The sequence below is a fragment of the Terriglobales bacterium genome (genome assembly GCA_035691485.1).
Taxonomy (GTDB): domain Bacteria; phylum Acidobacteriota; class Terriglobia; order Terriglobales; family Acidobacteriaceae; genus JAIQGF01.
On sequence record DASSIZ010000061.1, the window covers coordinates 14,293 to 36,510 of the forward strand.

The 22,218-nt window shown below is 60.9% G+C and carries 16 protein-coding genes; 5 read left to right on the top strand and 11 right to left on the bottom strand.

Features of this window, described 5'->3' with window-relative positions; all coding sequences use genetic code 11:
* Positions 1-7 precede the first annotated feature (7 nt).
* From VFI82_07720 to VFI82_07730, 3 genes are all read left to right on the top strand, one after another.
* Positions 8-358, top strand: coding sequence for an STAS domain-containing protein (locus VFI82_07720; protein ID HET7184558.1), 351 nt, complete (start codon positions 8-10; stop codon positions 356-358).
* A gap of 155 nt (positions 359-513) precedes the next feature.
* Positions 514-3,330 (top strand): protein kinase, encoded by a 2,817-nt coding sequence (locus tag VFI82_07725; protein HET7184559.1) that lies wholly within the window; start codon positions 514-516, stop codon positions 3,328-3,330.
* Between the two features lie 229 nt (positions 3,331-3,559).
* Positions 3,560-4,708, top strand: a complete 1,149-nt coding sequence (locus VFI82_07730) for a hypothetical protein (protein HET7184560.1) — start codon at positions 3,560-3,562, stop codon at positions 4,706-4,708.
* A gap of 64 nt (positions 4,709-4,772) precedes the next feature.
* On the opposite strand, the gene VFI82_07735 is transcribed toward VFI82_07730, so the two are convergent.
* From VFI82_07735 to VFI82_07750, 4 genes are all read right to left on the bottom strand, one after another.
* Positions 4,773-5,795, bottom strand: coding sequence for a hypothetical protein (locus tag VFI82_07735; GenBank protein ID HET7184561.1), 1,023 nt, complete (start codon positions 5,793-5,795; stop codon positions 4,773-4,775).
* A gap of 218 nt (positions 5,796-6,013) precedes the next feature.
* Entirely contained in the window at positions 6,014-6,967 is a 954-nt protein-coding gene (locus tag VFI82_07740) for a CPBP family intramembrane glutamic endopeptidase (GenBank protein ID HET7184562.1), read from the bottom strand.
* A complete protein-coding gene (locus VFI82_07745) occupies positions 6,964-8,007 on the bottom strand; it encodes a hypothetical protein (protein ID HET7184563.1) in 1,044 nt (347 codons plus the stop codon). Before VFI82_07745 ends, VFI82_07740 begins: the two co-directional genes overlap by 4 nt.
* 144 nt (positions 8,008-8,151) lie before the next feature.
* A complete protein-coding gene (locus VFI82_07750) occupies positions 8,152-9,585 on the bottom strand; it encodes an aminotransferase class V-fold PLP-dependent enzyme (protein HET7184564.1) in 1,434 nt (477 codons plus the stop codon).
* Positions 9,586-9,816: 231 nt separating this feature from the next.
* On the opposite strand from VFI82_07750, the gene VFI82_07755 reads away from it, so the two are divergent.
* Positions 9,817-10,329 (top strand): lipocalin-like domain-containing protein, encoded by a 513-nt coding sequence (locus tag VFI82_07755; protein ID HET7184565.1) that lies wholly within the window; start codon positions 9,817-9,819, stop codon positions 10,327-10,329.
* A gap of 279 nt (positions 10,330-10,608) precedes the next feature.
* Here VFI82_07755 and VFI82_07760 read toward each other — a convergent pair whose 3' ends face one another.
* The 7 genes from VFI82_07760 to VFI82_07790 all read right to left on the bottom strand — a co-directional run bounded on the left by VFI82_07760 (position 10,609) and on the right by VFI82_07790 (position 19,697).
* Complete coding sequence (locus VFI82_07760; protein HET7184566.1) at positions 10,609-11,514, bottom strand: NADP-dependent oxidoreductase; 906 nt, start codon at positions 11,512-11,514, stop codon at positions 10,609-10,611.
* A 213-nt stretch (positions 11,515-11,727) separates the two neighbouring features.
* Positions 11,728-12,363 carry a hypothetical protein gene (locus tag VFI82_07765; protein ID HET7184567.1) on the bottom strand — a complete coding sequence of 212 codons (636 nt, stop codon included), beginning with the start codon at positions 12,361-12,363 and terminating at the stop codon, positions 11,728-11,730.
* Positions 12,364-12,746: 383 nt separating this feature from the next.
* A complete protein-coding gene (locus tag VFI82_07770) occupies positions 12,747-14,735 on the bottom strand; it encodes a prolyl oligopeptidase family serine peptidase (protein HET7184568.1) in 1,989 nt (662 codons plus the stop codon).
* A 121-nt stretch (positions 14,736-14,856) separates the two neighbouring features.
* Positions 14,857-17,412, bottom strand: coding sequence for a SpoIIE family protein phosphatase (locus VFI82_07775; protein ID HET7184569.1), 2,556 nt, complete (start codon positions 17,410-17,412; stop codon positions 14,857-14,859).
* 98 nt (positions 17,413-17,510) lie between these two features.
* Positions 17,511-18,128, bottom strand: coding sequence for a LemA family protein (locus VFI82_07780; GenBank protein HET7184570.1), 618 nt, complete (start codon positions 18,126-18,128; stop codon positions 17,511-17,513).
* Positions 18,129-18,162: 34 nt separating this feature from the next.
* Positions 18,163-18,900 (bottom strand): nucleotidyltransferase domain-containing protein, encoded by a 738-nt coding sequence (locus VFI82_07785; protein HET7184571.1) that lies wholly within the window; start codon positions 18,898-18,900, stop codon positions 18,163-18,165.
* A gap of 11 nt (positions 18,901-18,911) precedes the next feature.
* Complete coding sequence (locus VFI82_07790) at positions 18,912-19,697, bottom strand: TPM domain-containing protein (protein HET7184572.1); 786 nt, start codon at positions 19,695-19,697, stop codon at positions 18,912-18,914.
* Positions 19,698-20,036: 339 nt separating this feature from the next.
* Here VFI82_07790 and lon point away from each other — a divergent pair.
* A partial coding sequence (gene lon, locus VFI82_07795; GenBank protein HET7184573.1) for an endopeptidase La occupies positions 20,037-22,218 on the top strand: 2,182 nt, incomplete at its 3' end.

Genomic DNA, 22,218 nt, shown 5'->3' on the forward strand with positions numbered 1-22,218 from the left:
GCCCACCATGGCAGCGAATCCTGTTCCAGTCCAGCCGCGCACTCTGGAAATCGACTTTCAAATTCCCCAGGACGGCACCCCGACCCTGATCTGTCGCGGACGCATCACCACCGAGACCTCCGGCCTGTTTAAATCGGAAGTGAAGAAGCTTATTCCCCAGAGCAAGCTCATCGTCGTCGACCTGAGCAAGGTCGATTACATCGACAGCTCCGGCCTCGGCACCGTGCTCGCCACCTACGTTTCCGCCAAAACCTCGGGTTGCACTCTGAAACTCGTCAACCTCAACCAACGTATTAAAGAATTGTTGCAACTCACTCGTCTGGCCTCTGTTTTTGAAGGCTACGGCGAGTACCTGTAAGCTCATGGAACGGTGAAAGTGTAGCGGCTGGATTGATTCCTTCCGATCCCGGCGGATTGAAATCCGCTACACCTTCTTTCCTTCTGCGCTCGCTGACTCACCCCTGGTTTGACTCACATCGCAATTCCGCAATAGCATCGCGCGCTGAGGCGCTAATGCTGGGCACGACCATCTCCCACTACCGCATCCTGCGAAAGCTTGGCGGCGGCGGCATGGGGATCGTGTATGAGGCCGAAGACCTCAAGCTCCGCCGGCACGTCGCCCTGAAGTTCCTGCCTGGCGACCTCGCCTCCGATGCCACTGCGCTCCGCCGCTTCGAGCGCGAAGCGCAAGCCGCTTCCGCGCTGAATCATCCGAACATCTGCACCATCTACGAGATCGACACCGCCAATGGACAAACTTTCATCGCGATGGAGTTGCTGGAAGGCGAAACCCTGAAACATGCGATCGGCGGGAAAGCGATGGATCTCGAATCACTGCTCGACCTCGCCACCCAGATCGCCGACGCGCTCGACGCCGCTCACGCCGCCGACATCGTTCATCGTGATATCAAGCCGGCCAACATTTTCATCACCCGGCGCGGCCAGGCCAAGGTGCTCGACTTCGGCTTAGCCAAGGTGTCCGCTGCAAAAGCTGCCGCCGTGGATGACGCCGCTACCGCCCTTACCTTGCCCGGCGGCGCCGTTGGCACGCTCGACTACATGTCACCGGAGCAGGTGGCAGGCAAGGATCTCGACGTCCGCACCGACTTGTTCTCCTTCGGCGTGGTCCTCTACGAGATGGCAACCGGAGCGCTTCCCTTCCACGGCGCTACCTTCGGCGCCATCTCCCACTCCATCCTCAGCGTCTCGCCCACCGCACCCGTGCGCCTGAATCCCCAGGTTCCGCCGAAGCTGGAAGAAATCATCAGCAAATGCCTGGAGAAAGACGCGAGGCTGCGCTATCAGCATGCCTCCGAGCTCCGCACTGATCTGCAACGCTTGCGGCGCGATACCGGCGCCACCAGCCTGCCCGCCACCTCGCTGCCGCAGAGCGCAATTCCGGTGAATCGCTGGAAGATGATCCTGCCGCCCGTAGCCGCCGTCCTCGCGATTGCGGTGGCAACTTACTTCTACCTTCACCGCGCGCCGCAACTCACTGACAAAGACACCATCGTTCTTGCTGACTTCGTCAATACCACCAGCGACCCGGTGTTCGACGGCACGCTGCGGCAGGGCTTGGCAGTGCAACTGCAGCAGTCGCCCTTTCTCAGTCTCGTCTCCGAGGAGCACATCCAACAAAGCCTTCGGCTCATGGCTAAGCCGCCCGACACGCGGATCACTCCCGATCTTGCGCGCGAGCTTTGCGAGCGCACCGCCGGCGCGGCTGTCATTGACGGCTCAATATCCAGCCTGGGTAGCCAGTATGTCTTGGGACTGCGTGCCAGGAATTGCCGCACCGGAGACACCCTCGCCGAAGAGCAGGCGCAGGCGCCTAGGAAAGAAGATGTGCTCAACGTGCTGAGCCAGGTCGCCGGCAAATTGAGAACGCGCCTCGGCGAATCGCTCACCACGGTCCAGAAACACAATATCCCGCTCCCGGAAGCGACCACTTCGTCGCTGGAGGCCTTGCATGCCTACGCTCAAGCTGTCAGAGCTGAGTTTTCAAGTGGCAGTGCCGCCGCCTTGCCGCTGATGAAGCGAGCTTTGGAAATTGATCCCAAGTTCGCCCTCGTTTACGCGCACTTGGGCCTGGTGTACAGCTCGATGGGGGAGTCTGCCCTGGCGAGGGAGAGCACGACCAAAGCTTACCAACTCCGCGACCGTGCCAGTGACCGCGAGAGGTTCTTCATATCTTCTCTTTACGACCGCGACGTGACCGGCAATCTGGAGCGGCAAGAACAAACTTTGCAGTCGTGGGCACAAGCCTATCCACGCGATCGCAGCGCCCATGGATTGCAGTCGGGGTTTGCGTTGCAAGGCACCGGCCAGTTTGAGAAGTCGATCGAAGAAGCCAATTTCGCGCTCGCCATCGATCCCGATTTCAGTCCCGGTTACATCAACCGTTCCTTCAGCTACTTCTATCTGGGTCGCTTTCCCGAAGCCGCGAGCACGCTTCAGCAGGCTTCCGATCGCAAGATCGAAACCCCGGAAGCATTGATCCTGCAATACTACCTGGCCTTCGTCAAAGGCGATGACGCTGGCATGAATGCGGCAGCCGCTCTCGCTAAAGGCAAGCCCGGAGCGGAGGACTGGATCACTCTCTCTCATTCCCTCGTTTTCGCCCGATCCGGCAAGTTAGCATCGGCGAGGAAGGTGCTACGCAACGCGATTGACTTGGCTCGGCAATCGGGCCAGCGTGAAAGAGCCGCAACCTTTGCTGCCGCGGAACCCGTGTGGGACGCTTTGGTTGGCAATGCCTCCGCGGTGAGCCCTACCGCCAAGGCAGCTCTGGAACTGTCCAACGGCCGTGACGTCGAGTACGCTGCCGCGTTTGCCCTGGCTCTGGCGGGAGACGTTTCCACCGCGCAGTCGCTCGGCACCGATCTGCAAAAGCGCTTTCCGGAAGACTCCTCCGTGCAGTTCAATTATCTGCCAACCTTGCGCGCACTCGAGGCCCTGCGCCATCAGGAGCCGCAACGGGCTATCGAGTTGCTGCAGGCCGTGCGTTACGAGTTCGGGGTGCCGGCCCTCAATTTCAACAACTTCTTTGGCGGCCTCTATCCGACTTACGTCCGTGGTCAAGCGTTCCTCGCGCTGGGACACGGTGCGGAGGCGGCCGCTGAGTTCCAGAAAATTCTCGACCACTCCGGGCTCAATTTTGCCGATCCCACCGGTGCGTTGGCCTACCTCGGCATCGCTCGCGCTTCCCTCCTCCAGGGCGACACCGCTAAAGCCCGCGCCGCTTACCAGAACTTTCTCTCCCTTTGGAAAGATGCCGACCCCGGGATTCCCGTCTTTCAACAAGCGAAAGCGGAATTCGCCCGGCTCTAGCGTCGCCTTTCCAACGTCGCCACGGTATCCCACGCCGTGGTTGAAAGGAGCCGGTGGCGCAACTTTGCGTCTGGACCAGTTGACATGCTGTCTTCCAGCCGAATAGATTTCCGGCACTTGTTATTGGGGTTGCCAGGCATTCTTCTCACGCTCGAATGCGTTTGTGGGGGCGCCCCCCGACCGAATTTCGGAGAGATCACTGCGCGTCGCATGCAGTAAAAGGAGACCTATGAAACGCACACCAGCCATTTGCGTCTTCGGCGTACTGCTATTGCTCGGCTTTGCCCTGCCGGTTGCCGCCCAGAGCTCGGGCTGCATTGCTCACCGCCCGAAATACCTCGAGGGAGTCTTCGAGGTGCATTACGACAGCGGCTGTACCGGACACGACGAACCCGAACTTGATCCTGTATCCAGCGCGGCCGGATCGGCCCGCGATCTCACCTGGACGGTGATTCTGCCGGCCGACGGAAGCTTTCCCGCATCCGCCCCCGGCCCGACATTCTGGTTTGGAGGTACGGTTACAGATCCCAACAGCCTATTCGGCCAAGCGTTCGTGGAACTGCAATTCTATCCCGATGCGCTGGTCAGCAACTGCACCCCTCAGGGCGGATTCGTGGTCAGCAACGCGCCCAACACCTACACGGCATGCTCGCCGGTGTGGAAAGTCACGCAGACGGGAACCAGGTTCCAGGAGACGGCGGCATTCAATGCCATGCTGACCGACGGCAGCGGCCCCAGCAACCCATTGATCATGCATGCCGGCGATGTTGTCACCGTACACTGGTTTACCACGCCCGCAGCCGATGGCTTTCACGTCACGGTAACCGACCTCAACACCGGCAAGGCAGGTACGATCGTGCTCAACTCCAAGAGTGACGGTCCTTTAATGCCCGCTTTCGACACTCAGGAAATCGGAAATGCACTGGGCTGGGGAATTGTCTTCGACACGCCGAATTCCTTCGTCTGGGAGATCGGCCACACATCGCCCTTCACTACTCCGGCCGACCAGTTTTGCATTCCGGGACAGACCATCTGCCAGTCGTATAACGCGGCCGCTTGGGCTGGCGCTTCACCTATCCAGATCCTTGGCGTGAAGTTTGGAGACGGCAGCGCACCCAGGAAATGGGCCGTAGTCAGCGATTTTGGCGGTATCGCTGAAGTCTTGGGCATCACCAACTCCAGCAACTGCAATGCCTATGGCGGTCCATTTTGCATTTACCCGTGGTTTTCCGTCAGCAGCACCGGTGCCTTCAACTTCGGCGTGGATTATCCGAATACGAAGAAGGACTTCGGACAAGCCAATCAATATCCGCAAACCGAACAGTGCGGAGGTCCATTCGGTTCCAATTCAACTTACTGCGCCAACGTCGTTCACTAAGACATGGGCTGCTAGGGCGCGATGTAGTTCGTCGCAACGATGTGAATACGGTACTCTTGGCGCGCTAGCTTTCCGGGGGCCCATTCCCCGGAATCGCCGGCGGGCCTCCCCTGGGCTCGGGATCGTCGACGCCGCCCTTGGGCAGCCGCTCCTCGGCCGGCTGCTCGCCGGGACGCCGCAGGGTCGGGGCCTTGCCGGGTTTATTGCTCAGTTCAACCGGATCCACTTGCCGCTGCGCCACCGTCGATTTCATGTCTATTTCGCGGTCGGTGCGTACTACCTTTTCGCCGCCCACCTTCATGATCTCCAGCCGCACTACCTCGTCGCCGACGAAGCGCACGAACTGCACGTCCTTCGGCGGTTCCCCGTAAATCCACTCTTCGTACTCGGTGGCGCCGTCGTGATCGCGATACTTCTTGGGCGGACGTCCCACCGCATACGTCACCATCTCGCGGTTCATGCCCACCAGTACCTGGTGATTCTTGATCGCCTCTTTCAGCTTCGGCGGCAGCGTGTCCATGTACGCTTCCGCCGCTGATTTGGCGTTGAAATCCAACAGCGGCCGGAGCAGCATCTTGACCTCGTCAATCGACATCTCCGGCACGTACTTGTCAAAGGCCAACAAGATCACGGTGCCGCGCACATTGTTTCTGTCCTTGTCGTCGGTCGGATTGGTGGGAGTCGTCGATCCGCCCACACTTCCGATCTCGATGTGCTCGTACCATTTCTTCTTCTTGATCGGCCCGCCATTGATCTCGAACAGGATGGCGTTATCGCCCTTGAACGTGATTCCGGTAATGCGCGCCCGGTCTCCAGGCTTCACCGACGGACCGTAAGTCGCCACCATGCGCTCGACTTCCTCTTCGCTCGGCGAAACTTTTCCGTTCTTCAGCGTCAATCCTTTTGGTCCCACCGGAAACGGGCGCCGTGCGAACACCATTTCGGCGTTCAGGCCGCGGATCACCTGCATGCGGGTTTCCTGGCTCATGCGCGGCGTGGTTGCCGGTTTGGTCTTGTCCGCCCAGCACGCCAGTGCCGCGAGCACCAAGGCCAGAAAAATCAAAGCTGTACTGCGTCGAGCAATCATGAATGTACCCGGCTGGAGTGACTCAATTATACGTCGCTCGTGCCTTATTATTAGTGGTTAGTGGCTAGTCGTCAGGAGTTGTTGTAACCACTAGCAAACAGGGAACGGCACGGCTTCCAGCCCTGCCGCCGAAAGCCGCCAGGAAATGCGGGCTTCAGCCCTGAGGTTAACCATCCCTCGCCGTTAGCTGGCTTGTTTAGCCGCTAGCAACCAGCCACTCAATACTGTTGGATGCGGCCTTGCGGCGGTTGGTCGGTTGAGTTCTGCTGGTCCCAACCATCGGATGACGGCGTTGCAGTGGCCTCGGCGCGCGTCCGGGCCAGGACCGCGTCGCGTCGCGTCAGCAGAACCACCGGGACAAGTCCGAGCACGATCACGATTGTGCCCAGCCAACTGCCCTCGATGCCGTAGCTGCCTCCGGTCATCCAGCGCGGGCCGCTGGCGCGCGTTTTCGCCATCACCGCGAAATCGGTAAGGCCGCTGACCGGCAGCCCGAAAACCAGGCCCAGCGCGGTGTTCCAGGCAAAGTGGATTCCCCACGACATCCATAATGCGCCCGTGCGCAGGTAGGCGAAGCAGAGCAAAGCGCCAATTACGCAGGTATTCAGCATCGCCAGGTTCGAGGCGTGCGGATTTCCCTGGTGCGCCATCCCAAACAGCAACGACATCACGACCACAGCAACCACCGGGCCGGCGGCTTCCCGCAGCCGCTGGAACGGGTAGCTGCGGAACATCAGTTCCTCACCCATCGCTGCCGTTGCCAGGATGAACAGTTCCGAGATCGCCAGCAAGATGGTGCGCGAGGAAATGCTCACCGTCGCGCGCAGGTCGCCGAAGACCGCCATGGCCACCACCGCCACAACGATCAGGGCGGTGCCGATCGCCAGTCCTTCCAGGGTTTGGCGTCTCCAGCCGGAAAATCTTCCCAGACCCATGGCCGCGAAAAAATGCTCGTCCACCTGGTCGGCCGACATCAACAACAGCGCGTATCCCACCAGCAGCAAGATCACGGTCAGCGGCCGATACACAGCCTCCAGTATCCGATTGCTGTTGTGCGAGAGCGAAGAGGCCACCCCGATGGCGATGAAGTTGGCGACAAAGGCGACCACCAGCCCGAGCGGGAAGCGCCACACCGAGCGCAGGCGTCCCTGATTGTCGTGCCAAGGGTTCACGCCCGCGCTCCCGCCGCGACCGATGAAATCACCAGGCCGTCGCGCGCCACGCGAAACGGCAGCAGCCGCGCGCCCGCCGCGCGCAGCGCCTCCGCCACGCGTTCCTTGGCTTCTTCGCGCACCATGAACACCACGCAGCCTCCGCCGCCGGCGCCGCAGACCTTCGCCGCGCGGCCGCCATTTTTTCCCGCCGCCGCCACCAGCTTGTCAATCAGCGGCGTCGAAATGCGCTTGTAGTTGCTCTTGCGGAACTTCCACTCTTCCTGCAGCAGGCGCGCAACCTGGTCCCAGTCGGCATCGGAAAGTGCGTCGTGCATGGCGCGCGAAATTTGCGCCATGCGCTCGAAATTCCGCACGACCTTGCGGTCGCCGTCAATGTGCGCCTTGAACACTTCCCAGTTGTTGATGCCGGAGGCGCGCGGCGCGCCGGTATAGACCAGCAGGAAGCGCGCTTCGATTTCCTCCGGCGCCACCGGCAGCGCCTCGCGCCGAACCACGTCGGTGTCCAGGTGAATGGCGCTTACCCCGCCATACAGCGCCGGATAATAATCCTGGCAGCCGGTCGGCACGTTGATCAGTTGCGCCTCCACGTTCTGCGCCAGCACGCGCATCTCTTCGCGATTCATGGCCCGGCCCATGTAGCGCGCCAGCGCGCCCGTGGTCGCGATCATCAGCGCCGAGGAGCCGGCAATGCCCGCGCCCGCCGGCGACTCCGACGTGGTCTCGATGGCCAGCCCGCCTTGCGGCTGAAAAAACTGCAGCAGCCTCGCCGCCAGCGGATGGGCAAACTTCTTGGCGCAGCAGAGCGCCTCCAGGTTGTCGAAGCGCTCCTCGCGTCCGGTGTCCAAAGACTTCAGATGGATCGCGTTGCCGGCCAGCGGCGTGACGCGGCAGGTGGTCAGGATGCTGATCGCGAAATTGACCGTCACGCTCCCAGGATGAAACAGGTACAGCGGCCACAGGTCAATGGTGGCGCCGGCCAGGTCGGCGCGGCAGGGGGCCTGGGCGAGGACCGCATGGCGATCATTTTGAGATGGCATGCCCCTTTTTGTATCACGAGCTTACGGGCGCGCAGGTTTGGCAACGATGTTCTTCGTAGAACATTGTGGAAATCGTGTTTATTTGCCGCGGTGAATCCCGAATCGGGAATCAGCGCAGTGTGGTCGCAACCCGGTTATCGGAAGTCATTGTTTGCTTCCGGGATTCGCAATTACCTCCGCCGCCACCGCCATCACTTCGTCCAGGATGGCGCGCACGTCTTCATCCCTGGTGCGGTGATTGACAAAGCAGGCGCGCAAGGCGAAGCGTCCACCGAGGCTGGCGTTGGAAATGTAGACGCGCCCGCGCTCGATGACGCGTTTCAGGATGCGCTGGTTAAGGTCATCAAGATTTTGTTGGTCTCGGGCCGGCGAACCGTGCCCCCGGTGCCGAAAACAGACAGCGCTTAACTCGACCGGGGCCAAAAGTTCGAGAGCATCGCCGGCGCGGATGAGGTCGGCGAGTTGCTGCGCGTGGGCAAGGTCGGCGCGAATGGCATCGCGAAAGGCATTCAGGCCGTGATAGCGCAGCGAGAGCCAGATCTTCAGCGCGCGGAAGCGGCGCGACAGCTCCATTGATTCTTCAAAAAAAGCGAAGCCTTCGACGGGGTCGTGGCTGAGCGCGCGGGCATAGTCGCCGCTGTGCGAGAAGGCCGCGTGCGCGTGCCGGCGGTCGCGGTACAGCAGGCAGCCACAATCCAAAGGCTGGTACAGCCACTTGTGGGGATCGAGCGACACGGAATCGGCGGCGGCGAGGCCGCGGAATTTCTCGGGTGTGGCGATGGCGGCGAGCGCGCCGTAAGCGCCATCGACATGCAACCAGAGGTTGTGACGGCGGCAAATGTCAGCGACTTCAACCAGCGGATCGATGGCGCCCGTGTTCACGGTGCCGGCGGAGGCGACGACCGCGATTGCCTGCTTCCCTGCCCTTTGGTCTTCCGCGATTTGTTTCTCCAGTTCAACGGGAGACATACGGAAATTTTCATCGACTGGAATAAGCCGGAGGTTCTTGCGCCCGATTCCCAGCAGGGCGACGGCCTTGGGAATCGACATGTGAACTTCGCTGGAGGCGTACACGATGGCAGGTTGCGCGCCGTCGTCGTTGGCCGGCAGCCTGGACTCGCGGGCCATGGCCAGCGCCATGGTGTTGGCCGAAGATCCGCCGCCGGTAAGGCTTCCAAAGAAGCCGCTGCAGCCGATCGCATCCGCCAGCCAGCCGACCACAAGCCGCTCGATGGTCACGGCGGCAGGCGAAGAGCGCCACGCGGTGACGTTCTGATTCATGACGCTGGCGAGCAGGTCGGCACAGGCGGCGATGGGGTCTCCGGAACCGAGCACGTACCCGAAGAAGCGGGGGCTGGGCGGACGCGACGAGCGGAGCACGCTCAACAGCGCAGCCAGGGCCTCTTCTCCCTCGCCCTCCTGCGGCAGCGGTTCGGTGAAATCCTGCAACAGCGCCAGGCCGGATGCATCCGGCGGAAAGGCCGGCAGCTGGTCAAGTTCTTCAAGATAATTTTTGGCGAGGCCGAGAACGTATCCGGCGGCGCGCCAGAATTGCTCAGGAGAGGTTTCAAGAGGCATGGGGGCATCATTGTAGCTGGTGGCGGGGGTTGTAGCGGGGTATGTCGACTTCTCAACAATCAAAGAAAAGTGTTCAAACTTGCACAGAATCATGCCGGGTGGCGCTGCACAATTCCCATTACGTAATGTGCGGCCGCGGGGTCCGCTCGAGTCCTATCCGCAGTCCCTCGACCATCATCAAGCATGAAAGTATCTGCCATCTAAACTTACGATGGAGAAGGACGTTGCGAAATGAAGAAAACAATTCTGGTCGTCGGCTTGTTGGCCGCCGTCCTAATGTGTGTGTTTGCGGCAAGCGCGTTCGGCCCGAAGAGCGCAAGCAAACAACAGCTTGTGGGAACCTGGACGCTGGTTTCGGATGACCATTTGAACCCAGACGGCAGTCGGACAGGGGATTACGGAGCGAATCCGGCTGGCATCCTCATGTTCGATGACGGTGGCCGCTACGCCATACAGATTGTTCAAACTGGACGGGCGAAGTTCGCTGCCAACGACCGCAAGAAGGGAACGCCAGAAGAGTACAAAGCGACAGTCGAGGGCACGAATCCGCACTGGGGAACCTACGATGTGGACGACGGCGAGCAGGTAATCGTTTTTAACATCGACCACGCTTCGTATCCCAACTGGGAGGGAACGACCCAGAGACGGAAGTTCACTATCGACGGTGACCGACTGAAATATGTTGTCACGAGTTTGTCTACCGGCACTGCGCCTCTGGAAGTGGTCTGGCAACGCGCGAAGTAATGCGCCGAAAACCTAGGGTCGAATTAAGCGAGGCGGCGACGACGAACGTCGCCGCCCTCCGCATTGCGCCACGGCAGCATAGTAGAGTTGGGGTCACTCGCGACGGTTTCTAAGGGGGTGTCCCTTTGGGAGGAGAATCGATCGCGCCACTCCCGAATAACGAGCAACCCGTCAGCGGTAATCAGCGCGACATGCCTTGTCGTGGGCAGTGGTTCGCCTAGACGCAACAATGCATTGCGCCTACCAAGCGGTCGTGTGATGTTTGAAGTTTAAAGAATGTCAAGCCACCAGCAAGACCTTCCCAATACCACCCTTTTCCGCAGCGGTTTGAGCTTCGCCTGCGTTGCTGAGTGGCAACTTCCGGCTAATTGGAATCACCAGTTTGCCATCTCGAACCGCTTCGGCCATGAACTGGAGAGTCTTCGCATCAGGTGTCGCATACACCGGTATCACCTTCACTGAGGGGAACTTCTCGGCATTCTGCGGTGCTCCGAGAACCGACGCAAACACTCCTCCCTGCTTGACTTTGGCAATCAACTTTTCGGCGGTCTTGCCGTTGACCGTATCAGCAACGGCATCCAGTGGCGGTAGATTGGCAATCCCATAGTCGTCGTCGGTCGCTACCACCTCATCCGCGCCGATGTCTTTCGCCACTTCCATCTGCTTTTTCAAAACGCCTGCAATCACGGTCGCTCCGCGTTGCTTCGCGGTGAAAACGGCCGAACGGCCTACATTTCCTGCGGCACCTGCCACGAGTACCGTCTGGCCCGATTTGATTCCTGTTGCAGAAATTAGTTCGTTGCCGGTCGTTGTCACCAGCGGAAGCGCGGCCGCCTGGATCAAATCGAGTCCCTTGGGAATCTTCGCCAGGCTCGCTGCCTTCACGACGCAGAGTTCGGCGTACGTGCCGTCCGCTATTGCGAACACCTGGTCGCCGATAGAAAAGCCTTCCACACCGGGCCCAACCTTTACGACAGTTCCCGCAATATCGACTCCCATCAATCCCGGAAACTTAATGGGATAGAAGTCTTTCGTTAGCCCGGCACGACGTTTGTAGTCGACCGGATTCACGCTGGTGGCAGCGACCCGCACCAGCACTTCTCCTGGACCGGGCACCGGATCAGGGTACTCCTCGAACTTCAGCACTTCGGGACCGCCATATTGGTGGACAACAACTGCTTTCATAATTCATCTCCTTCGCATGCCGGGGTTGATGGACAGTTGGATGAACGAAGCAGGGGTTTAGTCGCGACCAATAGAAAGGAGGACGCGTCTTGCAGTCGGTCTCCCGATGCATTCCCCAAGCAGAAGTAAGTGTTGCACTGCTGTTTGTGCAGAATCGTAACTTACAGTGAGTCGATTTCACCCTCGTTATCCGAAGCGAAATGGCGTGCAACTTTAGGGCAGCAAGGTAACAGTCGCAGGGTGTAACTCCCACAACGTCGCGACTTGGGCACTGCCACGGTCGTGCTCGAAGTCCTCGAATGCCATGCCGAGAATTTCTGCCGGCAGGGCCTGCGGCAGCTCGCCGCCATGCTGGTTGTCGAATTGAAAGCCATGCTGCGACAATTGCGTCTGCAGGTTGGTGCGCGCGCTGCAGTACTCGCTGTCAACAGGAGTTTCGACGATCACGCGCGGCGCAGTCTTGTCGGGCATGTCGGAAACTTCGACGACGACATCGCAGTCTCCGCCATTGAGAGCAATGCTCTGCACATACGCTTTGGCAATGTGGAACACCTGCAGCTCGCGTCCGGATCGCGGCGCATCCGGCGGCAGAGCCGGAAGCCCCTGGTCCCAACCCAGCATGGTGGCCACCGTAATTTCCTGCGGCGTCATGCTCGGGATGGCAACGTGCTTGGCGGCGTGACGGTAATCGGCGATGTCAGGCTCAACCGGCAGGCAGTTGCACAGGTTTTTTGGCTGCACCGTGCCGAGATCCGAAGCGGCGCCGCAATGAATGTAGCCCAGCGCCAGCCAGGCGATCGCTGCGGCAAATAACAGCGCTCTTAGTTGCTGTTGAGTTGAGGTCCCCACGCAGCCATCCAGACGGCGGTTGCCGCATTTATCTAGGATGCAGTGAGCGAGAGTGCGTGTGAGCCGCTCAAGCGCTCAAGGAGCGATAACAGGTAAGTAATCCCGAAACGGGGGTCCAGCGGCGGATTCCTTACAATATTCTATGGTCCGCCGCGGTACTGCAAGAAGAGTTGCGAGCCGAAGGCACAGTCAACGTAAACAATGGAGCATTTTTCTCTGGGCCATGATGATGATCCGCGCGTGCTCGATTCCAACCGACGCGATCTGCATGTGATGATCCTCCGCTTGTGAGTTGCTGCATCACGCCATCGAGGCATGACCAGCGGCGGACCATCTCATTAGTCGATTTATCGTCAACTATTGAAATTCGCCGCTACCCGCAATCATTTCCCGGCGGCAGGCGCCAGCTGTTCCTTCAACAGGAAACGGCGCACGAACATGATGGTGGAGAAGAACTGGAACTGTTGGTTCTTTTTCTTGGCGAATCCGTGGCCTTCGTCGTTGGCGATGAGAAACCATACCGGCGCGCCGTTCTGCTTCAGCTTGTCCATCATCTGCACCGACTCGGTGAAGGGGACGCGCGGGTCATTCTTGCCGACCACCGCGAACAGCGGCTTCCGAATCCGGTCCGCGTTCTGAAAGGCGGAAATGCTCGTCATGTACTCGCGCATCTTGGGATCGCGCTCATCACCGTACTCGACGCGGCGAAGATCGCGACGGTAAACCTCGGTGTGCTCCAGGAACGTGACCAGGCTGGTGATGCCAACCACCGGCAGCGAGCAGCAGATGCGGTCGTTGTAGAAGGTGGCGATGGCGTAAGTCATCAGGCCGCCATAGCTGCCGCCGGTAATCATGACCCGGCTGCTGTCGAGGTCGGACTGCGTGGCAATCCAGTCCAGCAGCGCCCCGATGTCCTTGAAGGTTTGGTCGCGGTTCATGCCATTGTCGAGTTTCAGGAAGGTCTTGCCGAAACCGGTAGAGCCGCGCACGTTCGGAAAAATCATGGCGACGCCTAGCTCCCCGATGTAGTAGTTGTTGCTGCCGATGAATCCGGGCCGCGACTGGCCCTCCGGCCCGCCGTGAATGTTCACCATCACCGGCCGCTTGCCGGTGAACCGGGCCGGAGGACGATAGAGGAAGCCGGAGATTTCACGGCCGTCGAAGCTGCGCCACTTGATCAACTGCGGTTCAGAGAAATTTTGCGTATTGAGGCCGCCGGTTTCGCTGTAAGTCCAGCGCGTGACCTGGCCTGACTGCGCGTCCAACGAATAAATGTCCGACGGGGTGCGCGCCGAAGCCATCGAGAAACCCAGGTCGCGCCCGTTCCTGTGCCATCGGAGGCCGCCGATCACGCCCAGGGGCAGCTGGGGCGCGGGCTTCAACTTGCGCGTCGCCGTGTCCATGACGTGCAGCACGCTGGCGCCGTTTTCATTGGAGACGAAAGCCAGCAGGCGGCCATCTTCGGTGATCTCCAGGTTATCGATGTCCCACGGAATCTCCGTCGTCAGGTAGGTGTGCTGCATGGAGGGCAGATCGACATAGGCGAGGCGATGGAACTCCGAATCTTTGTCGGTCAGCACGTACACACCACGGCCGTCCTTGGCGAAGGCTCCGTCTCGGTAGGAAATCTTCTCCGCGCCGCCCTTGGGCGTCAGCAGTTTCTTTTGACCGGTGGCAACGTCCACCAGCCACAGGTAGGTCTCGTTGGCTGAAATGCCCTCGATGAGCAGGATCTGCTTGTCGTCAAACGACCACGCCGCCGGCTGCCAGCCGCCGCCCTGCAACTGCAACAGCATGCGGTCGGATTTCGGATCGAGCGGGTCCATGATCCACACGTCCGTGTCCTTGCCGGTGCGGCGTGTCGAGGTGTAAACCAGGCGATCGCCGGCATGGGAAAACAGCGAATCCAGGTTGCGCGACTTGCCGTCGGTAAGCAGCGTGATGTCGCCGGACGCCATGTCGTAGCGGTAGAGCTGGAACCATTCGCCGCCGCCGATATCTTTGCCGAAGATGAAGTAGTTCCCTTTCGTGGGCTCAAAGTGCGCGCCGGAGACGCGATCGGGAAAAAACGTGAGCTGGGAGCGCGCCCCGCCGGGCATCTTCACCAGGTGTACCTGGTTGGTGTCGCCGAAGCGCGTGAGGATGAGCATCTCGCGCTGCCGCGGGTTCCACGAGCCCAGAAAGGCGCTGCGCACCTCGGAGTAGCGGCCGGCCTGCTCGGCAATGGAGACGGGAATGGGAGGAATGCCCTCGGCCACCAGGTTTTCGTTGGGTTTGATAACCGCTGTCGATGCCGGCGGCGCCGATTGCGCAAATACAATCGCGCTGCAGATGGTGAGGATGAAGAGGAGCTTGGCGCGACCCAGGTTCATGATGACCTCACGAAAAACGAAGCAGTGTAGGTCGAAGGGACAGGCATTGCAAGGCGGAGCGGAATGTGCCACTCCAACCGGCTTTTGGCTTGAGTGGGATTCGCAATTTCGGCACGTGTCCTTAAAGTGCTGCGCTGGATTCGACGCAGCGCGCGATCACCAGCGTTAGATCGTCCGGTTGTTCGCCGACGGTGAAGCGCTGCACGTCGGCAATCACCGCGTTGAGCATTCCGGCCGCCGACTCCCGGCAATTGCTCTCCAAGGTCCGCAGCAAGCGGATCTCGCCGTATTCCTCCTCTTGTGCTCCCACCGATTCCGTCACGCCATCGGTGTAGATGGCGAGCACGTCGCCGGGAAAAAGCTGGCGCTGGTCCACCTCGCAATCCCACTGCTCGAACAAGCCGAGCACGGTGGCGGTGGCCTCCAGGCGCTCCGCTTCCCCGCTGGCGCGCAGCAGGATGGGAGGATTGTGGCCACAATTGACGTAACGCAGCATGTGGTTGGCTTCGTTGTAGACGGCGAAAAACGCGGTCGCATAGTGCTGCGTTTCCGTGTTCTTGTAGAAAAGGTGGTTGACCGAGCACAGCAGCCGCGGAATATCTTCCAGCGCCAGCGCATACTGGCTGCGCAGGTTCGCCTGCAAGTTCGCCATCAGCAGCGCGCCGGAAATTCCCTTGCCGGAAATGTCGGCGAGCACCAAGCCCAGGCGGCCGGAGCCGAAGTCGAGAAAGTCGTAATAATCACCGCCCACGGCGCGCGTCTGGATACATGCGCCGGCGCAATCCAGCGTCGGCAGCAAGGGCGCTTGCTGCGGCAAAAGTTTGGCTTGCACCTGCCGCGCGATTTCCATCTCCTGCGCCGAGCGGCGCTCCGCCTCGATGCGCTCCGCCATGTTTTCCGCCAGCGCAATACTGCGCATGGCAATACCGGCCTGCGTTGCCACCGATGCCAGCAGCCGTTTGTCGGTGCTGGAATACGGTTCTTCGGAAAGGCGCGGCCCCAGGACCGCCAGGCCCTGCAGGCCGCCATCCTGCGACCCGCGGATGGGAACCAAGCACTCCGCGCGCGGCAGACCGAACGAATCCGGCGCCGCAGTTTCCGGATCCAGTTCGACCGGCTGCGTGCCGTTGTCTGACGCCGCGAGCGCCAGTTCCGGCGCCAGCACCTGTTCGGCTCCCGCGGCCTGGGCCACCAGCCGATGATCGCGAGCCTGCAAATAGACAGCGAGCGACTGCGGGTGAAGCGCCTCGCGGATATGCCGCTCCAGCAAAGTTGCCAGGTCCTGGCGGGTGCTCACGGCCAGCGTGCGCGCGGCAAGTTCTTCCAGGATTTGCTGCGCGTCATATGCGCTGCGGAAAAAGACGCGATCCAGGCGCTTGCGCACGTGACGATGGACTCGGTCTCCGGCCGTGATCAGCAACACTCCGAACGTCGCGCCCACCGGGATCGCCGCCTTCGCGTCAAAGGCGAAGCGTGCCGCGAAAGCGTTGGCGAGCAGGATGGTCGCCACCGCGGCGAGGACCAGCAGCAAAGCCACAAACCCGCGCTCGACGATGAGATAGCGCGCGCTGCGCTTGAGCAGCACCGGGATATCCAGCACCCGGTGCTTGACGACGGCGTAGGCGAAGGAGAGGGGGAACAGGAACGCCAGGCTGACCACGGCGAAGTCCAGCCAGAAGGGGGGATTCCAACCGAAGAAATCGTGAACGCCCCGGAAGATCACCACCGGGAAAAGACCGACAACCGTTCCCCAAAAAACAACTTTGAGCTTGCGGCGATCCTCCGGGCTGCGGGTGGCGATGGCATTCCAGGCCAGGGAAATGAACCCAAGGGCCATGGCGGAGTAGACAACGGTTAGCCACAGATACCGTGAAACCACCGAGCCCATCGCGGTTTCAAGTGGCGGCAGCGGCCGGGTGGTCCCAGTACCGACTCCCCCAAAGCCCAACAGCGCGAGCGCAACGATCAGCAGCCACTTCAACCATGGCACCCTGCGATCCAGCGGAGAGCGCGAAGGAAACACGGCGAAGAAGTAGTAGAAAAAGCCGGCGAGCAAGGTATCGAAGACGGTGCGGTAAGCCTTCAGGAAAGGCTGCACTTGGAGCGGCGCCGCAACCACGGTCCCAGGCACATCCGCCGCCGCGATGACGCTGGCAAAGAACAGCGCCAGCAGCCTGGCGTTGCGGTCCTCGGGCCGCAGGAAAAGCACCACCAGTCCAACAATCAAAAACAGGATTGGAAACGACCCGGTGATCTGGTTCGCGGCCGCAACTGCCCATGAAACGCGCGGCACAGTTTCACCCGCCTTGCGGAACGTTGCACGAATCGTAATCGGTTGCGGCTCACCGCTGCGCGCGATGGTGAGCACCACCTGGTCCCCGGGGCGTCCCTTGAGCCAGGCTTCCGTCAACAAACCGTTTCGAGCCACCGGTTTGCCGTTGACCGCCCTGATCTCATCCTTCACTTTCAGTCCGGCGGCTTCGGCCGGACTTTTCGCGTAGACCCGGTCAATGACGTAGCCGGTGGCTGTTTGCGTGGTGTCGAGTCCGAGCTCAACCCCGGGTTGCAGCCGGACGTAATACATCCATGCGGCACTGTAGAAAATGGTCGCCGCGGCGAACACAATGGCGGCCGCCAGGAACCATCTTTTACGCGTTGTTGTCGCTTGTGACGTCATGCCGCAGGGCGGAACGATCCAGTTTAGACGAGGCGGAGCTGCGCCTCACGGTCAACAACACCGGTGCTTTCGAAGTGACGCTGCAGCCCTAAATTGGGTCAGCGCGCCGGTTGCGGCGCCGGCGTGCTCGTCTGCGGCGATGCTCCCGGGAACTGTACGCGCGGCGCCTGCCGCGATCCTTCTTCCGCCTTGAAATAAGCGTCATTGCGGCTGAAGCCGCTCATGCCGGCAACAATGTTGTTGGGAAACAGCGCGATGTAGGTGTTGTAGTCCTGCACCACTTCGTTGTAACGGCGCCTCTCCACCGCGATTCGGTTCTCGGTGCCGGCAAGTTCGTCCTGCAGGCGCAGGAAATTTTCATTCGAGCGCAGTTGCGGGTAGTTTTCCACCACCACCAGCAGGCGGGCGAGCGCGCTGTCCAGTTGCGCATTGGCGGCAATCTTGTCCTGCGGTGTTCGACCGGAGATCAGCGCCGCGCGCGCGTTGGCGATATCGCGAAACACGGTTTGCTCCTGCGCCGCGAATCCCTTGACCGTTTCCACCAGGTTCGGAATCAGGTCGGCGCGCCGCTGCAAGACCACGTCCACCTGCGACCAGGCGGCGTTCACCTGCTCGCGCTTGCGCACCATTTCATTGCGCCGGCCGGCGTAGGTTGATCCCACCCAGATCACCAGCACCACGATCACCAGCAGAACGATGACGGCTACTTTCTTCATGGCAACGAATCCTTTCTGCTCTCAGCCTGCATTCTTAGCGGGCCCGCTGCCACTGCTGCTTGGGCGCGGCCGTATCCACGCGCTCAACAACAGCGGCAATAGCCTGCATGTAGCGGTCGTACAGTTCGCGAATGCTACCCTCGAGCTTTCGCCCTTCGCGCAAGTCCAGTGCCGCGTCAATCGCGGCCGCATCCACGCCGAGAACTCTGGCGGCCTGCGCCACCTGGTTCCGTTTGGATCCCGTCGGCGGCGCCTGACCCAGCGCAATCACGGCGTGTCGCAGCATGACCACAACGCTCGACACCGACTTGGCCAATGCTGTTTTCAGATTTTCATCGTGGCCGGCGAACAGCACGTAATGCTGCCGCAGCCGCATCATCATGGTTCGCAGCTCGTGCTCCAACTGCACCCGGTGCAGGTTCATCCGGACTTCGATGCCGGCGAGCACGTCCCGTCCGGCCAGGATGCGGTGCTCGGCTTTCATGTCCAGCGTCTCAATGGCGAAGACGTCGGCCGAGCCGCTCAATTCCGGTTCGGTCAGGATCAGAGGCGGCCGGCATGCAAGCGATTTCGTCCACCACTCCACCACCGGCGCCAGGCGCTCCAGCTCCTTGGTGCCGGCATTGCGAACGATGCACAGCAGGTTGAGGTCGGAATATTGCTCGCTGAAATCGTCGCGCGCGGCCGAGCCATAGAGCACGATGGAGTCAAGGTTTTCCTTGGCCGCGGCCTGCATCCGTTGGCAAAAATCCGTCAGCTCTCGTTCTTTCATCTCATCCCCGCCTACCAGGACCCACTGGCGCCGCCTCCGCCGCTGGCGCCGCCGCCAAAGCCGCCAAAGCCGCCTGAGCTGCCGCCAAAACCACCGGACCCGCCGCCGCTGCCCCAACCTCCACCCATCGGCCCCATCCACCACCAGCCGGGACTGCGGCGCTGCCCTCCCAAGCGCGACAGCACCCGGATGACGGAGAACACACCGAAGATGAGGATCAAGATCGCCCACGCCGGGAGCCCCGAATTCGGCTCCGGCTGCGGCACCCTTGCCGGTGCGGGCCGCTGGTCTAGACTGACGCCGCGGTCGGACGCGATCAACCCGGCTACGCGTTGCACCGCCAGCTCCGTCGCGGCGCTGTAATCATTCTGGCGAAGCAACGGCACCATCGCCCGTCCGATGTCTCCGGCGCGAGCATCGTTGATTACCGGTTCCAGGCCGTAGCCAACTTCGAAGCGGTACTTCCGCTCCCGGGGCGCGATCAACAACAGGATTCCCCGATTGTCTTTGCGCCCGACCCCGAGGTGCTTGAACAGGTCCACGGCGTAGTCTTCAATCGGTCGTCCCTCCAGCGACTGCACCGTGACCACGGCAATTTGCGCGCTCGTCTTCTGCTCCACCTCGGCGCACAAGCCATTGATCCGCGCCGCCGTGGGCTCGTCAATCGCCTGCGAGAGGTCGGTGACATAGTTGTTGGGGTGAATATCGGATATTTTCTCCGCGCGCAGTCCGGCCGGCGCCGCTGCCATCACGCAGAGACACAGGCAGACTGCCAGGAACTGGGAAAGCACACGCATTCGACGCGACAATTCTACAGGCCTGTCCAAATCCGCTCGCGACGACCCTTTTTCGCGCCAGCCTCGCAGGTTCCAGGTGGCGAGCGGGCCGGATGACTCCGCGCACGCAACAAGTTGCACATACGCTTAATCCCGTTGCAGCACACCCCATTGCTGGTTGCAACCGCTAAATTTTCGCCAAGCACCTTCGGAGCAACTTGCGCCGGGGCCCGACCATTTATAATGTCAGGGAGTAGCGACACGGTGCCGGTCCGTGAGGGGCCAGGTGTCGCAGTATCCCAGGACAAAGGCGGACGAGTGAACCAGACCAAGGAAAAGTTCGAGACACGTAAGTTGCCCATGATGCCCATCCGGGACGTGGTCATCTTCCCTTTCATGATGACCCCGTTCGTGGTGGGCCGTGAGTCCAGCGTGCGTGCCCTGGAAGAGGCACTGGCCGCCGATAAAAAAATCTTCCTCGCCACCCAGCACGATGCCAGCATCGACGAGCCCAAGCCCAACGAACTCTATCAAGTAGGCACGGTCGTCAACATCGTCCAGTCGCTCAAGCTTCCTGACGGCAACATTAAAGTCCTGGTAGAGGGCATCGAGCGCGGCAAGGTGCTGCAAATTGGCGAGGCTGATGGCTACCTGGAAGCCACCATCCGCACCGTCAAGTACGCCGCCGAGCCTTCTCCGGCACTGGAAGCGGCCATGCAGCGGGTGACCTCGCTGTTCGAGCAGTACGTGAAGCTCTGCCAGTCGCTGAATTACGAGACCATGATCGCCGCCGTCCGCATGGAGGACCCGGCCAAACTCACCGACACCATCGCCGCCAACCTCCAGCTTTCCATCGAGGAAAAGCAGGAACTCCTGGAGATCTTCGATCCCGCCGAACGGCTGAACCGCATTGCCGACGTGCTGGAGATTGAGATCGAGAAGCTGAACATGGATCGCACCATCCAGTCCCGCGTCAAGCGGCAGATGGAGCGCGCGCAAAAGGAGTATTACCTCAACGAAAAGATCAAGGCCATCCAGAAAGAACTGGGCCGCGGCGAAAAGAGCGAGTGGGACGAACTGAAAAAGAAGATCGACTCCGCCGGCATGCCCAAGGACGTGCACGACAAGGCGATGCAGGAATTGAAGAAGATGGAAGCCATGCCGCCGATGTCGGCCGAGTCCACCGTATCCCGCAATTACCTGGATTGGCTGCTGGCGGTGCCGTGGAAGAAACGCTCCAAGGAGATCCGGAACATCGATCGCGCGGAAAAGGTCCTGAACGAAGATCACTACGGGCTGGAGAAAATCAAGGAACGCATCCTTGAATTTCTCGCCGTGCGCCAGCTGGTGAAAAATCCTAAGGGCTCGATCCTGTGCTTTGTCGGCCCCCCGGGAGTCGGCAAGACCTCCCTGGGCATGTCGATCGCCAAAGCCACCGGCCGCAAGTTTGTCCGCATGTCTCTGGGCGGGGTGCGCGACGAAGCCGAAATCCGCGGCCATCGCCGCACCTACATCGGCGCGCTTCCCGGCCAGATCATCCAGATGATGAAAAAAGCCGGCACCAAGAACCCGGTGTTCATGCTCGACGAAGTGGAGAAGATGTCGATGGACTTCCGCGGCGACCCGTCGGCGGCGCTGCTGGAAGTTCTCGATCCCGAGCAGAATTACATGTTCGTGGACCACTACCTGGACGTCGAATACGACCTCTCCCAGGTCTTCTTCATCGCCACCGCCAACGTGCTGCACACGGTTCCGCCGGCCCTGCTGGACCGCATGGAAGTCATCCGCCTGCACGGCTACACCGAGGACGAGAAGGTCGAGATCGCCAAGCAGTTCCTGGTCCGCAAGCAGCGCGACCAGGCCGGCTTGACCGACAAGAACTGCGTCTTCACCGACGACGCCATCACCGGCATTATCCGCAACTACACTCGCGAAGCTGGCGTCCGCAACCTGGAGCGCGAAATCGGCAACGTCTGCCGCAAGGTCGCGCGCAAGGTGGTGAAGGAAGGCACGAATTACGCCACTACTATCACCGGCGAGAACGTCAACGACTTCCTCGGCGTGATCAAGTTCCGCGACACGCTGGCGCACGAGAAGAGCGAAGTGGGTTTGGTCACGGGCCTGGCATGGACCGAAGTGGGCGGCTCGATTCTTTCGACCGAAGCCACCGTAGTGGACGGCAAGGGCAAGCTCACGCTGACCGGCAAACTCGGCGACGTGATGCAGGAGTCGGCGCACGCGGCCATGTCGTACATCCGCTCACGGGCTCAGCGCCTGGGATTGACGCGCGACTTCTATCGCAATTTCGATATTCACGTGCACGTGCCTGAAGGCGCCATCCCGAAAGATGGCCCGTCGGCGGGCATCACCATTGCGACAGCGATTGCCAGCGCGTTGAGCAAGATTCCCGTTCGCCGCGATATCGCGATGACCGGCGAAATTACGCTGCGCGGCAAAGTTCTTCCCATCGGCGGATTGAAAGAGAAGCTCCTCGCCGCACACCGCGCGGGATTGTTCGAAGTCATCCTTCCGAAGGACAACG